This is a genomic window from Myxococcus sp. AB025B, from assembly GCF_006518215.1.
GTDB lineage: Bacteria > Myxococcota > Myxococcia > Myxococcales > Myxococcaceae > Myxococcus > Myxococcus fulvus.
The window spans coordinates 1-13,282 of record NZ_SRLW01000274.1 but is presented as its reverse complement, the minus strand read 5'-3'; the positions used below and the strand labels follow the sequence as shown (position 1 = coordinate 13,282).

Annotated in this window: 16 protein-coding genes and 1 pseudogene; 11 read left to right on the top strand and 6 right to left on the bottom strand. The window is 69.6% G+C overall.

The features are described 5' to 3' along the window. Positions 1 to 473: hypothetical protein (locus tag FL311_RS33365; protein WP_228557257.1), on the top strand; the 473-nt coding region annotated here is incomplete at its 5' end. Between the two features lie 10 nt (positions 474 to 483). Here FL311_RS33365 and FL311_RS33360 read toward each other — a convergent pair. Then, the gene (locus FL311_RS33360) at positions 484 to 909 is read right to left on the bottom strand and encodes a DUF4265 domain-containing protein (protein WP_141331634.1); all 426 of its coding nucleotides are present in this window, start codon (positions 907 to 909) and stop codon (positions 484 to 486) included. Positions 910 to 1,131: 222 nt separating this feature from the next. Between FL311_RS33360 and FL311_RS33355 the strand changes: the two genes are divergently transcribed. The 5 genes from FL311_RS33355 to FL311_RS33335 all read left to right on the top strand — a co-directional run bounded on the left by FL311_RS33355 (position 1,132) and on the right by FL311_RS33335 (position 6,841). Next, entirely contained in the window at positions 1,132 to 2,169 is a 1,038-nt protein-coding gene (locus FL311_RS33355; protein ID WP_228557256.1) for a trypsin-like serine protease, read from the top strand. A gap of 155 nt (positions 2,170 to 2,324) precedes the next feature. Further along, on the top strand, positions 2,325 to 3,404 hold the full coding sequence (locus FL311_RS33350; RefSeq protein WP_194869463.1) for a DNA gyrase subunit B: 1,080 nt from the start codon (positions 2,325 to 2,327) through the stop codon (positions 3,402 to 3,404). A 55-nt stretch (positions 3,405 to 3,459) separates the two neighbouring features. After that, positions 3,460 to 4,461: a DNA gyrase subunit B gene (locus FL311_RS33345; RefSeq protein WP_194869462.1), complete on the top strand. Its 1,002-nt coding sequence runs from the start codon at positions 3,460 to 3,462 to the stop codon at positions 4,459 to 4,461. 90 nt (positions 4,462 to 4,551) lie between these two features. Further along, on the top strand, positions 4,552 to 5,709 hold the full coding sequence (locus FL311_RS33340; protein ID WP_141331626.1) for a DNA gyrase subunit B: 1,158 nt from the start codon (positions 4,552 to 4,554) through the stop codon (positions 5,707 to 5,709). A gap of 451 nt (positions 5,710 to 6,160) precedes the next feature. Next, on the top strand, positions 6,161 to 6,841 hold the full coding sequence (locus tag FL311_RS33335) for a DUF1361 domain-containing protein (RefSeq protein WP_141331624.1): 681 nt from the start codon (positions 6,161 to 6,163) through the stop codon (positions 6,839 to 6,841). A gap of 74 nt (positions 6,842 to 6,915) precedes the next feature. Here FL311_RS33335 and FL311_RS33330 read toward each other — a convergent pair whose 3' ends face one another. The 3 genes from FL311_RS33330 to FL311_RS33320 form a co-directional block, all read right to left on the bottom strand. Beyond that, positions 6,916 to 7,215: a hypothetical protein gene (locus FL311_RS33330; RefSeq protein ID WP_194869461.1), complete on the bottom strand. Its 300-nt coding sequence runs from the start codon at positions 7,213 to 7,215 to the stop codon at positions 6,916 to 6,918. A gap of 191 nt (positions 7,216 to 7,406) precedes the next feature. Beyond that, the gene (locus FL311_RS33325) at positions 7,407 to 7,865 is read right to left on the bottom strand and encodes a hypothetical protein (protein ID WP_223751222.1); all 459 of its coding nucleotides are present in this window, start codon (positions 7,863 to 7,865) and stop codon (positions 7,407 to 7,409) included. Positions 7,866 to 8,025: 160 nt separating this feature from the next. Next, positions 8,026 to 9,525: an HAD-IG family 5'-nucleotidase gene (locus tag FL311_RS33320; RefSeq protein ID WP_141331620.1), complete on the bottom strand. Its 1,500-nt coding sequence runs from the start codon at positions 9,523 to 9,525 to the stop codon at positions 8,026 to 8,028. Positions 9,526 to 9,726: 201 nt separating this feature from the next. Between FL311_RS33320 and FL311_RS45570 the strand changes: the two genes are divergently transcribed. The 5 genes from FL311_RS45570 (at position 9,727) to FL311_RS33300 (ending at position 12,187) form a co-directional block, all read left to right on the top strand. Beyond that, positions 9,727 to 10,011 carry a hypothetical protein gene (locus tag FL311_RS45570; protein ID WP_228557255.1) on the top strand — a complete coding sequence of 95 codons (285 nt, stop codon included), beginning with the start codon at positions 9,727 to 9,729 and terminating at the stop codon, positions 10,009 to 10,011. Further along, positions 9,953 to 10,351: a hypothetical protein gene (locus tag FL311_RS45565; protein WP_228557254.1), complete on the top strand. Its 399-nt coding sequence runs from the start codon at positions 9,953 to 9,955 to the stop codon at positions 10,349 to 10,351. The genes FL311_RS45570 and FL311_RS45565 overlap by 59 nt, the downstream gene beginning before the upstream one ends. Further along, entirely contained in the window at positions 10,348 to 10,593 is a 246-nt protein-coding gene (locus FL311_RS33310) for a hypothetical protein (protein WP_141331618.1), read from the top strand. Before FL311_RS45565 ends, FL311_RS33310 begins: the two co-directional genes overlap by 4 nt. Before the next feature lie 79 nt (positions 10,594 to 10,672). Beyond that, complete coding sequence (locus tag FL311_RS33305) at positions 10,673 to 11,728, top strand: HAD family phosphatase (RefSeq protein ID WP_228557253.1); 1,056 nt, start codon at positions 10,673 to 10,675, stop codon at positions 11,726 to 11,728. Between the two features lie 186 nt (positions 11,729 to 11,914). Further along, on the top strand, positions 11,915 to 12,187 hold the full coding sequence (locus FL311_RS33300) for a TraR/DksA C4-type zinc finger protein (protein ID WP_141331616.1): 273 nt from the start codon (positions 11,915 to 11,917) through the stop codon (positions 12,185 to 12,187). A 10-nt stretch (positions 12,188 to 12,197) separates the two neighbouring features. On the opposite strand, the gene FL311_RS44350 is transcribed toward FL311_RS33300, so the two are convergent. Both FL311_RS44350 and FL311_RS44345 read right to left on the bottom strand, forming a co-directional pair. Continuing rightward, the gene (locus tag FL311_RS44350; protein WP_228557258.1) at positions 12,198 to 12,593 is read right to left on the bottom strand and encodes a DUF2381 family protein; all 396 of its coding nucleotides are present in this window, start codon (positions 12,591 to 12,593) and stop codon (positions 12,198 to 12,200) included. Positions 12,594 to 12,771: 178 nt separating this feature from the next. Then, positions 12,772 to 13,282 (bottom strand): annotated as a pseudogene (locus FL311_RS44345) (hypothetical protein); the annotation flags it as partial.

Genomic DNA, 13,282 nt, shown 5'->3' with positions numbered 1-13,282 from the left:
TGATGGGGCAGGGGACGGCCCCGGTGTCGCGGGGCGTCGAGCAGGCCGAGCTGGTGCCGGTGCCCCTCCCGTCGTCGCCCGAGGCGCGCGCGGTGGAGGGGGCCCATCCCGAGCCTGTGGTGCCGGCTGGGGAGGCGACGCCTCCGGCGACGGTGGTGGCGCTGGGGCCGGGGGATGTGGCGCCGGAGCCGGAGGTGGCGAACCCGCCGCCGCAGCAGAACGACGAGATTGTCCCGGAGCAGCCGCAGACGGCGCAGTGGAAGTTGGAGAAGACGAAGCACATCGCGTCGGTGTTGGGGCGTGACGTGGAGCGGCTGGAGCGCGAGCGGGAGCTGGCGGAGTCGCGCGGGGACCTGGAGCGGGTGCGGCAGACGGAGATGCTCATCCAGCGTCACCGAGGCCGGCTGGTGAGCCTGGGGGAGGAGATCCAGGCGCTGAGCACGGAGGCCGCGGCGGAGGCCTTGCGGCAGTGAGGTGATGTGGCTACCGGAAACCGAGGCAGGCTTCCTGGTAGTCGAAGACACCCGTGCGATGGCCCTCCTCGAAGTAGTCCTTCAACGAGGCGTAGGGGACCTCGGGTGGGATGTCGATGGCGAGCAGGCCATGTCCGAACTCCGTGTCGCACCCGCGTCGCTTCAGCTCCTCGCGGATTCTGGGGATGTCGCTGGGATGTGTAACCAGGAGCTGGACGGTGCTGTGTCCGCTGGCTCGAACGAGCCCGGTGCACCGAAGCATGCCATCGGCCTCGGGCTCGGCGGAGACGACGTCGCCGCAGGCGTAGCCCCGCGTGATGAACGGGATGTTGTCCAACTCGTAGCCATCAGCCCGCGGGATGGTCCACATCGACTCGACGTCCGGGTTCCCATCGGAGTCCGTGCAGTAGAAGACGACCTTCCTGTGAGGGCTCATCGTGAGGTGTCCGGACAGACCGTGGCCGTGGTTCGAGCGCGAGCCGGCGGCATGAACCCATTCTACTCGAGTGGGCGGAGTCGCAGTGGCTCTTGGAGCGAGTGGGCTCGGGGTGTGTGGCTCCTCGTGCTCACGCTTTGCGCGCTGTTCACAGGGTGTTCCCCTGTCGGGGAGGAGGCAGCACGAGAGCCGGCTTCCTCGTCCCAGGCGGCGTGGCCGATTGTGGGGGGCACGGATGCTCCCGAGGATGTGGCCACGGTGGCGCTGCTCGCGCGTCGTACGCGGTGCAGTGAGCCGTCGCCGTTGTTGCTGTGCTCGGGCGTCCTCATCGCGCCGGACGTCGTGCTCACGGCGGCGCACTGTCTGGACCTGTTCGGGCCCGAGGGGGCGCACGAGGTCTTCCTCGGCCGGGAGTTGCTGCCGAGGCCGAGTGAGGAGGGGCGCTTCGTGCGGGTGGCTCGCGCGGTCGTCCATCCGCGGTATGAGCCGAAGACCCATGCGTACGACGTGGCGCTGCTGCGGCTCGCGAGCCCGGTGCATGTGACTGCCGCGCAGTTGCCGTCGAGTGACGTCGTCCCGGTGACCGGCGAGCTGGTGCGCGCGGTGGGCTATGGCGACACGAAGGATGTGGACGAGCCCGCGGGTCAACGACGCCAGGGGACCCTGCGGGTGACGGACGTCGAGCCCGCGTCCTTCCGGGCGGGACCGGCACCAGGCATGAGCTGCGTGGGAGACAGTGGCGGGCCGGTGTTCGCTCGTGACGACACGGGGCGGGACGTGCTCGTGGGCATCACGGTGAGCGGTGACGTCGCCTGTCGGGAGGAGGCGGTCAACGTGCGAGTGGACGCGTTGATGGTCGACTTCATCGAGCCCTTCCTCGCGCTGCCAGCGCCTGCGCAGGGCACGACGCTCTCTCCAGAGGCCCTGTGCCTGGAGGACTGTGAGAACGACGCCCAGTGCCCTTCCGGGCTCACGTGCGTCGTCACGGAGGGGACTGGGGGCCGGTGCCTGCTGCCCGCGCTCCGAGAGGGCGACTTCGGAGCCACCTGCACGGAGGACACGGCCTGTGGGGTTGGTGGTCTCTGTGCGCGGCTGGAGCCGGAAGGAACGGTCGCCTGTCGCTGCTTCACGCCCTGTGTTCCGCCACCGGACCCCGAACCCGAGTCACCGCGAGAGCCTTCCGGAGGCGGCTGTTCGACCACTTCCGGGCTCGCGATTTTCTGGGTCCTGCTGCTCGCGGGAGTCAAGCGGCGGCGCTGATCTTCTCTCGGGGTTCACTCGGCGGAAGGCCCATTTTTCGAGCGAAGAAGCTCGGTCCCGAGCCGCGTGTCTGATATTGTCTGGAGGTGCAAAACAGCGGAGAGGAATTGCGGCGGGCCATCCGCCGGCGGCCAGCAATGTACGTTGGCGACACCATGGAATTCGGCCTGGGGCAGCTCGTCGAAGTCCTGCTGTTGCTGGGGTTCCTCGGGGCGCGGAACGGGGGGGGGAGGGACATCTCCGTGGAGTTGCTGGCGGATGGCGCCTGTCGCGTCACCTTCGACCACTGGCCCTGGCCCGCCGGGTCCCGGGAGTCGGCGCTGTCGAGCCTCGAACGCTGGTTGTCTTTCGAGGGCATCGACTGGAGCACGCCACCTCCGCTGGGCTTGCCCCGAGGCGTCATCTCCCTGCCCCCCTACGTGGAACTGGGACTGGTCAATGCGCTCGCGCCCCGTCTGGACGTCATCGCGTGGGAGGGGGCCCACCATTGGCGGCGCTGCTACCGCGAAGGGCTCGCGGAGCCGGAGTCCTCCAGGAGCCTGATGGATGCGCCCTCTCCGCGCCACGCGGAGCAGGGGCTGTGCATCACGTTCACCCCGGATGCCTCCATCTTCGAGCCCGGTTCTCGCATGCGCTCCCAGCACATCCTGGAGCGGGTCCAGATCCTCTCGGCCATGCTCCCAGGCGTCACCTGGCGCCTGCGAGATGCCCTCGTGGGCCGTGAGAGCTGCTTCCGGCGGACGCGAGGGCTCGCGGACCTGTGCGACGAGCTCGTGGACTCCCGAGGGCTTCTATCGCCGCCGTGGAGCTTCGAGGGGCAGGTGGGGTCGACCCAGGTGGGCCTCGCTCTCCAGTGGGGGGCCTTCGAGGGGGCTGGAGTGCGGTCCTGGGCGAACATCCATCGCTGTTACGAGGGTGGAACCCACCACCAGGGATTCCATCAAGGTCTGCGCAAGGCGCTGCGCTCCAGGATGAAGGCACGAGGTTCCAGCCAGGAGGCCTGGGCGTTCCCCGAGGAGGCCCTGGTTGCCCACCTCACGGCGGTGCTCAGCCTCGGCTTGTCCGAGCCCGTCTGGAAGGGACCCACCCGGGCCCAGCTCGCCAATCCCGAATTGAAAGAGGGCGTGGCCCAACTGGTCGCGACCTGGGTGGAGGCTGCGCTTGCCCAGGACTCCCAGGTGGAGGCCCGGGTCCTGGCGCTGTCGGGAGCCCCCTCGAATGCACTCCGACCCTGACTCATTTGGCGGCTGGATTCGACGACGGCCGGGGATGTACGTCGGCGACACCGGAATGCGTGGCCGGAGCTCGCTCGTCGATTTCCTCCTGACGCTGGGGTTCCTCGCGGCCAGGGATGGCGGTGCACAGGAGCTCTCCGTCTCACTGCGCGCGGACGACTCCTGCCGCTTCCACGTCGGCCTCTGGCCGTGGAAGCTCTCCTGTGGCACCTCGGCTGCCCAGCTCGAGCCGTGGCTCACCCTACAGGACGTCCTCACGGACAAGGACGGAGAGCCTCCGCCGGGCACTCCCTCCGGGGGGCTCTGGCAGTCACCCTTCGTGGACCTGGGGATGCTCTGTGCGCTCTCCTCCCCGCTGGACGTCATCGTCTGGACCGAGGATGACACCGCTCCACGAACCTCGAAGTCCGGGCTGTGCATCACCTTCACGCCGGATGCTTCCCTGTTCGAACCGCCTCCTTGCTTCGACGTGCCGCGCCTGCGTGAGCGCATCGAGGCGCTGTCCGCGTTTCACCCCGGCGTCACCTGGACGCTGCGAGACGAGGCCACTGGCACCGAGGCCCGGTTCCTCCGGGAGGAGGGGCTCGCGGATCTGTGTCGGGACCTCGCTCCGTCTCCACTCGGCTCCCAGAACCCTCTGTGCTTCCAGGCGAAGGTGGGGAAGACCTCCCTCCAGCTCGCGCTCGTCTGGACGGAGGGCCCGGGTCGGGGAGTGGTGGCGTGGGCGAACCTCTTCGCACGCAACGATGCCGGGCCTCATCGCGTCGGATTCCGTCTGGGGATGCGTGAGGCCATCTCCGCGCGCCTGGCGCGGCGAGGTGTCTCGGCGCGGGCCCGGCGCTTCGATGCCACGGCCTTGTTCGAACACCTCACCGCCGTGCTCCACATCCAGGTGGAGAAGACGGACTGGTACCTGATGACCCGAGAGCGACGCGCCAGCGCGGAGGTCCAGTCCACCGTCACCCAGCTCGTCGCTCAGTGGGTGGAGCAGGCGCTCGTCGAGGACCCGAAGCTGGAGGAGTTCGTCCTGAAGGTCGCGGGCCTTCGCTCCCGCTGAACCCCACCTCTTCACGCATGACTCCGGGCTCCCACCTCCCTGGCTCACGGCTGGGGTGTGAAGAGCTTGGAGCGTATCGAGGACTCCTTCATGGACCACGAGTTCACACCGGATGACCTGCGCCGAATGATTCGTCGGCGGCCCGGGATGTATGTCGGAAACCGGGACGAGTTCGGGCTGAGCATGTTCCTGGAGCACCTCCTGGTGCTCGGGTTCAACGCGGGCAGGGCGGGGCGTGTGCGAGCCATCTGCGTGGACCTGCTCGCGGACGGTGCCTGCCGGGTCTCCTTCGACGGCTCTCCGTGGCCGCTGCTCCCCTGGACCGCGCCCCTCGAGAGCCTCGAGCCCTGGTTCACGGTCGACGCGTTCGCGTCCCAATCGAGGGCGGTCCCCGCCGTGCTCGGCACTCCCTCGGGCATCCACTGCCGGGACTCGGAGGTGTATCTCGGTGCCATCAACGTCCTCTCCTCGCGGCTCGACGTCGTCGCGTGGTCGAAGGGCCAGACGTGGCGGCGCCGCTATCGGGAAGGTGTCGCCGAGGAGGGCATCCTCCCGCTCGCGGCGAGCGATGCCTCCGGCACGGACTCCGGAGTGCACATCACCTGCACCCCGGATGAATCGCTCTTCACCTCCACCGTTCGCTTCTCCTGGAGCGGGCTCCAGGAGCGCGTCCATGTGCTGTCCGCCTTCCATGCCGGCGTGTCCTGGACCCTGCGGGACGAGGCCACGGGCACCGAGGCACGCTTCTTCCGTGAGCGCGGACTCGCTGACCTGTGCGCCGAGCTGGCGGACACTTCGTTCATCCAGGAGCCCTGGATCTTCGAGGGACAGGTGGAGGGTGTGCGGCTCCGGGTCGCGCTCGGCTGGAGACATCGTCTGAGCCGAGGTCTGTCGTCCTGGGTGAACCTCCAGCGCTGTCTGGTGGGCGGACCGCACCACCGGGGATTCCTCGTGGGGATGCGCAGGGCGTTCGTCGCGCGCCTGCGGCGCCTCGGCCGTGAGCGCGATGCACAGACCTTCTCGGACGGGGCATTGCTCGAACACCTCACGGGCGTGCTCGACCTGAGCATCGCGCCGGACGTCCTGGGCAACCCCACCAAGCATGTGTTCGCCCCGTCCGAGGTCGAGGCTCCCGTCGCGCGTCTCGTCGAGGGCTGGGTGACGCGCGTGCTCGCCGAGGACCCGGAGCTGGAGGCCACGTTGTTCAAGTTCGCAGGGTGCGAACCCGCTGGAGGAAACGAGCCCTGAAGAGCGATGGAGAGCTGTGTCTTCCGATGAAGCCAGTCGACCCCGAGTGAGCCCGCACCCGGTTCGCGCAGAACCGGGGAGCCACCAGCACGAGGAAGAAGAATGAGCGCGCCCGAGTGAGGAAGCCGGAATCTCTGATTATGAATCAGGTGCCGCACCCGCGGCGTCACCCCCATGGAAGTGGAGGTGGACGGAGTTGAACCGTCTTGAGGAGCGTGTAGGACCTTCTCGAACGGGCGCGCTCGAAGCAGAAGGACGGTAATGCCTCACCGTCCCTGACGCCGAAGCACCGCTCACCCACACAGAGCAACCCCAGGGCCCCCCGACTTGCGAACCCCACCCGTGTGGACCCAGGACCACACACGGAGCTGGCCCACCCCTTGCTCTACACTCGGGGCTCCAACGCAGACTCCACCCTGGCGTGGTCCACGGGCCACACCTGTCCTCGGCCATGACCCTGTTCTCCGTGTCGCGTCACCACGGCCTCGTCCCCGCCACGCTGTGCAGCGTCCTCGCGGTGGGCCTGCTGGCCTTCCGCCTCGACTGGAGCGAGCGCGCCAGCTTCGCCTTCCTCACCTGGAACCTGTTCCTCGCCTGGGTCCCCTATGTCCTGGCCCTGCTCGCGCGGGTGCTCATGGTGCGGGGTCACGGCAGGGGCTGGGTGCTGGCGCCGCTCGCCCTGGGGTGGCTCGCGCTGTTCCCCAACGCGCCCTACCTCCTCACCGACTTCATCCACCTGCACCAGCGGCCCGTCGTCCCGCTCTGGTTCGACGCGGCCCTGCTGGCCCTGTTCGCCGCCACCGGGTGGATGCTCGGCCTGCTGTCCCTGGAGGTCTGGAAGCAATGGCTGGAGGAGCGCCACGGCCGTCGCACGGCGTGGGCCTTCGTCGGCGTCACCTCGCTCCTGTGCGGCTATGGCATCTACCTGGGCCGCGTGGAGCGGTGGAACAGCTGGGACGTGCTCGCGGACCCCGGGCGCCTGTTCGCCTCAATCGCCGCCCACCTGAAGGACCCCTGGGCCTTCCCGTACCTGCCCCACCTCACCGTCTTCTTCGCCCTGGTGCTGCCCGTGTCCTACGTCGCCTTCGAGGCGCTCGTCCTCCGGCTGCGCCGTCCGCGCGCCACCCCCTGAAACACGAACACCGCCCACGCTCCGACTCGGGAGCGCGGACGGCGTGTCGATGAGAGGGCCTTTGAAACGGCGCTTCAGCCGCCGTGGATGCGCGAGCGTTTGCGCGGCCCACCCCGGTGCTTCACGTTCATCTCGCTGGGCGCCTTCTTGCGCCCGTTGAGCGAGGTGCGCCGCCGGTTGCTCTTGGGCGCGTGCTCCTCGGCCGCCGGGCCCAGCGTCACCCGCGCCAGCGTCTTCGTCCGCCTGAGCGCCGCCGCCTCGTCCCGGGGCAACGTCTTGCGGCCCTTGGACGCCTGCACGCTGGCCTGCGCCTCGCCGGCCGAGGCCACCCGCCGCTTGTTCTTCACTCCCGCCATCTTGGTCCGGACCGCCATGTCGCCCTCCTTCCCTGGAGAGGTAAGGACGGCTCCACGGCTTGTCCAACCCGGAGGCCAGGGGCTCGAGGGCCCCACACGCGACGCCCGCCTGGCCGCCCGTGAGGGCTCCCCCGAGGGAGAGGGCCCGGCCACGGGGTCGACCCGGAGCCGTGGGCCCGCAGCCCTCGACGGAAAGAGGATGCCGCGCTTTACGTCGACGAGCGCTTGCCGCGCCGGGGAGGGCGCGTGCTCGTGGTCGTCTCGGGCGGGAACAGCCAGCCCTCCTCGCTGTGCGAGGCGGTGTTCGTCTGGGTCGACTCGCTGGGCTCCAGGTGCTGGCCCCGGCAGCCGCGGCACCAGGACTGGGGCCGGCGCTCGCCGCGCATCACGCGGAAGCCGAAGTCCTGCTCCGTGGGGCCCACGTGGTCGCAGCGCGGGCAGCGGCTCAGCGACGTGACGCCAATCTCCTTGGCCTTCTGGCGGCCATGCTCCACCACCAGCGCCAGCGCCGCGGCGAAGCCCAGCCGCTTCTCGGAGGCGACGTGGAAACGACGGGCGCGCTTGCGCCCACCCCGGCCGAGCACGGGCATGAGGTCCATCCCCCCGAGCAGGTTGCGCTGCTCGAGCACTCGCGACGACGAAGAGCTGTCCTGGGTTGATCGGCTCACCCGACAACTCATAGCGGAGGGGTCTGACACGCCCTTTCAGAGGGGAGATGCCTGCCTGCCCTCACGTCACCCCTACTGAACGAAAGTCCAGTGAGTCCGCGCACTTGGGCCTCCCCGAGAGCGGCCAGGCGAGCTCGGGGAGGCCTGGTGGGCCGTGGGGCTACTCGGCGTCGGCCATGCCCCCGCCGCTGTCGGTGGCGGGGAAGACGGGGGTGCCGCCGGGGAGGCTCGGGTCGTGCGGCAGGCTGCCTCGGGGGCTGCGCAGGTACACGAAGGGCGTGGCGAACAGGAAGTTGGAGACGCGCGACGTGTAGATGTCCGCGTAGCGCTCCACCTGGCGGGCCAGGTGGCTCTTGTCGTTGCCGGCGCGGGTGAGCAGGCCCCAGATGGGGTTGGACAGCTCGGTGGCGGCGCGGGCCATGGGGCCCAGCTCCGCGTCCAGCGCCTCCAGCTCCTCGCGCAGCGTGCCCAGCTTCGCCACCAGCTCCTGCTCGGTGGGCGAGTCCGTGCGCGGGCCGTAGTTACCGCGGCGGCGCTGCAGCTCCAGCCGCAGCTGGCAGCTGTCCCACTCCAGCCGCTCCTTGAGGACCATGCGCTCGGCGAGCCGGGCCTCGGTGGGGCGGAACGACGCAATCGCGCGCACCTCGTCCTCCAGCTCGCGGAGGATGAGCGCCGTGCGCCAGCGCAGCGCGCTCTTGGACACGTGCACGTCGCCGAACATGTGGTCGCCCACGTAGAGGACCTCGTCGCCGCTGATGCCCAGGTGGCGCTCGAGCTCCACGGCGCTGCCGCCGAAGTACGGCTTGCCCTCCTTGAACGGCCCCGAGTGCGGACGCAGGAGCGCCTCGCCGTTGGTCTCCACCACCTCGAACAGCGCCGAGCGCGTGGTGAAGAACTCCGGCTTGCGCGCGGAGACGATGACCACGTCGAACAGCTGCCGCCACGTCATGCCGGCGGGCAGGTGCTTGTCGAAGGCGAAGTGCATCATGGGCTCGGTGTAGGCCCACTCGCTGTTGGTGATGAGCAGCAGCTTCTTGCCCGCGTTGCGCTGGTCCAAGAGCGCCAGCGGCGTCTCCGGGTCGTCGATGACGTAGCGCTCCGGGTCCGCGATGATTTCGGCCTTGAGCCGGCCCTGCATGTGCGTGGCGTCCAGGTTCTTGCGCACGTGCTCGTAGAGGTCCGCGTAGCCCATGGGCCCGGGTAGCTGCCCCGCGTCCAGCCGGTCCACCAGCTGCGCGTAGAGGCACGCCTCCGACAGGGAGAAGAGCGTGTTGAGGAACACCCACCGCCGCTCGTGCAGGTCGATGACGACGTGCGAGTACTCGTCGCGCTGGGTGATGAAGTCCAGGGTGCGCGTGCCGTGCAGCGCCTTCTTCACGAACCCGAAGCGGTTGGCCTTGAGCAGGTTGCCCTTCTCGGTGTCGATGATGAGGCCGCGGATGGCGAGCGCCGGGTCGAACTGGAGGTCACCCACGGGCCAGCCCTGCGCGACGAGCCTGTCCCGGATGTGCTCGTACGCGCGGCGCTCCCACGCCTCCACCCGGTAGTGGATGAGCGTGTAGTCCATGTCGTAGCCCACGGCCTTGATGGCGCGCAGGTTGAGGGTGCGGTTGCAGAACAGGCCCCGCTCGGGCGGGGGACCAGCAGGTTGCGAGCGCATAGGAGGCTTGGATTGCCCCGTCTGGAGGCAAAAGTCGATGCCTCTGTGCGGGCCCGTCCGCTGCCTCGCACCACCGGGTGGCGCTGGCCCCATTCCCAGGCGTGTCGGATGCACGGCACTCGCCCCCGGGGGCCAGGGAAGGAGCGTGGCTTCCTTGACTAGCTTGCGCGACCCCTCAACCCCCTGAAGCGAGGTTCGTGCATGGCCTGGATGATTCGCGGTCTGTTGGTGAGCGCGCTGTTCGTGGTGGGGTGCAGGCACTCGGCGCCCGCCGTCACGCCGGAGCCGTCGACGCCGGTGGCGCTGAGCTGTGACGAGCGGCAGTCGGAGCTCTCCCGGGAGGCGGACCAGCGGGCGTCGCCGTACGGCATCGAGCAGCACCTGGCGAAGAACTTCCCGGAGGGCTCGGTGTCGTGGCTGATGAAGGATGCGCAGTATCAGCAGTACGTGGTGCAGACGGGGGGCGACGAACTTCGGGCGCTGTGACGACAGCGGCTGCTACCTGTTCGCGGCGCCGTCGTCGGTCATCCGGGACGCGGTGAAGAAGGCGTCGTCGGGCGGGACGCATGACCCGGCGGTGCTGGGGCAGGCGCTGGGGCTGCCGGCGAAGAACTTCGAGGGTCCGCTGCGGATGATGACGTTGGATTTGCGCGCGTCGGCGCCGTGCGTGCGGCTGCCAGTGGACAGCGACCCGGGCGCCTGGAAGTGCCAGTCGGAGCAGGACACGGACTGCTTCAAGTTCGGCGGCTACACATCGGGCGGGTTGCCGGAGGTCATGATCATCAACGCGCCGGTGTCCCAGGCCGTGGTGACCGAGGTGCCGTGAGCGTCCCCGAGCACGTCATCCACCAGAGCCCCCTGCTCTACCGCGTGCTGCGCGAGGAGGGCGGGGGGCTGGTCATCGAGGTCGTCGTGGGCGGCGTCGCGATGACGGCGGTGCGCGTGCGCCTGACGGCCGAGGAGGCACGGGCCTTCGGCCGCGAGGGCCCCGCGTACAGTGACAGGCTGGCCCGGGACATCATGGCGCGGCCGTCCTTCGGGGGCAGGGCCTACGACGCGCCCGGGTGAACGTTCCCCTCGCGCGCGCGGGTGATGGAACTCCATGGGGTGATGCGCAGGTTGGGGAGTGGCCATGGGGAGGGGACGGATGCGCGGGGTCGCCTGGATGTTGATGGGGTGTTCGCTCGTCCTCGCGAGCGGGTGTGCGTCCTCGCAGCGCGCGTCCACGGACGACACGGCGCGGGGGCACGCGGACGTCGCGGCGTCCTCGAAGGACCCGCTCCCCTCCTGGACGGAGGGCCCCACGAAGGCGGCGCTCCTGGACTTCGTGGAGCGGGTGACTCGCGAGGGCGGACCGGACTTCGTGCCCGCCTCCGAGCGCATCGCCGTGTTCGACAACGACGGCACGCTGTGGTCCGAGCAGCCCCTCGTGGCCGAGCTGGCCTTCGTCATCGACCGGGTGAAGGCGCTCGCGCCCCAGCACCCCGAGTGGCGCACGCGCCAGCCCTTCCAGGGCGTGCTCGAGGGCGACCTGGAGTCGGTGAAGGCGAGCGGCAAGCGCGGGCTCATGGAGCTGTTCGCGGCCACGCACGCGGGCATGACGACGGAGCAGTTCGAGCGGACGGTCTCGGACTGGCTCGTCACCGCGCGCCACCCCACGCTGCATCGCCCGTACACGGACCTTGTCTACCAGCCGATGCTGGAGCTGTTGTCATTCCTGCGGGCGCGGGGCTTCAAGACCTTCGTCGTCTCCGGTGGGGACGTGGGCTTCATGCGCCCCTGGATGGAGCGGGTGTACGGCGTGCCGCGCGAGCAGGTGGTGGGCAGCCGGGTGAAGCTGCGCTACCAGGACTCGGGGGGCGCGCCCTCGGTCCTTCGACTCGCGGGGCTGGACCTGCTCGATGACGGAGCAGGCAAGCCCGTGGGCATCGAGCAGGGGGTGGGACGCAGGCCCCTGGCGGCCTTCGGGAACTCCGATGGGGACTTCGAGATGCTCGAGTGGACCACCTCGGGCCCGGGGCCGCGCCTGGGGCTGCTCGTCCACCACACCGATGCCGAGCGCGAGTGGGCCTATGACCGGGAGGCCCGCGTGGGGAAGCTCGCCCGGGGGCTGGACGAGGCGCCTCGACGGGGCTGGCTCGTCGTGGACATGCGGCGTGACTGGAAGGTCATCCACCCCTTCGAGCGCGCGACGCCGCGGTGAGGGCGGGCCGCAAGGGCTGCGGAGCCTCGTCGGGGCGCGCGCAAGGCTTGCGGCGGGGCTGGGGGGAGGCATGAGGGCCCCACGTGGCATGGTTCCTGTACTGCTTGCTCCCCACACGCCTTCTTCTGGGAAGTGCGTCGCGATGAGCGCGGCGGCGGTGCCCGGCGAGGGTCGCGGGAGGCGAAGATGGACAGTCTGGCTCGTGAGGCGCGTGACGCCCTGGTGCAGCGCGGCGAACGGCTCCGGTCACGGACGCGTCTCGCGGCCGTCCGGGACGCGGACGAGCTCCTGTCCGAGGCGGAGCGCAAGGAGTTGCTCGACATCGAGGCGGCGCTCACCCGCATCGCGGTGGGACTGTTCGGCCGCTGCGAGCGGTGCGGAGGCGCCATGGGACGCCACCGCCTGCGAGCCATTCCCGAGGCCCGCTTCTGCATGACGTGCTCGGCCCTGGGCCGGTGAGCCCGCCCCGTCAAAGTTCGGGGAAGCTCACCGGGCCCAGGTGCAACGGGGGCGAGGTGGTGTCCTCGCGCAGCTCGAGGAGGTAGCGGCCTCGGAGTTCCTTGGGTGTGGCCTCGATCTCCAGGACGAGCATCACGTCGGTGTCCTTGCTTTCGAGGGGCCGTGATTGCCAGACGAGGAGCTTCCGGACGTGACGTCCCGTCGCGGTGATGAGCGTCGCTTCTCGCGGGGTCCACGGTGAATGCCCTCCAGCCGAGGCGAGCTGCAGCACCACGGCGACCCGTGAGCTCGTCCGGTGTGCGTACGCGGATGTCGAGGTCGACAGGACTGGCGTGGCGGGTGCGACGATGGGGCCGAGTGGTCTGGTGACGAGGCCCCGGACATCCAGTGCTCCGGCGATGTACATCACGCTGAACGGCCCTCTAGAGAGTGCGTCAGGGGGCTGCGTGGAAGGGGCTTGAACACTCGATGCTGGTGAAGAGGCACCGTCGGGCTCGATGGCGCGCTCCGGAAGGGGAGCGCCTCCGGTGTCGGAGGCGTGGAGCAGGACGAGCCAGGTCACGAGGCGCAAGCGCCTGGCCTCGTCACCAATCCTGCCCACGAATCTCCCGGAAGCGGTCCACGACGCGGACATGCAGGAGGTTGAAGATGACCGCGTGTTCCTCATCTCCCCCCGGAAGCCTCTTCCGCCCTGGGTCGGCGACCTCGTAGAACATCATGCAGACGGGATACACGTCGTCGTCGATGCGCATCTCCCGGATGCGGCCGTAGACGCGCTCGTTGGTGAAGATGATTTCGGTGACGAGTTGCGCGCCCGCGGGGAGCTTCCTGAATTTGCGGTGCACGTTCGTCATCAGGTACCCCTCCTTCACCGTGATGTTCCGGAAGGGTGTGCCGAAGTTCTCTCCGATGGAGCCCTCGAACTGGTCCTCCTGGTCGAGTCCGAAGCGCTCGGCGGTCTCTACCGCGCCCGCGGGACACGGGGTCTCGGGCGGGATGGGCCGATGCTGCACGTAGGGCGTGCTGCTGGAGCAGGCGAGCCCGGTGCAGGCCAGGGCCACCTTGGACAGGCGGGCGAGTGACGGCGCGCGAGAC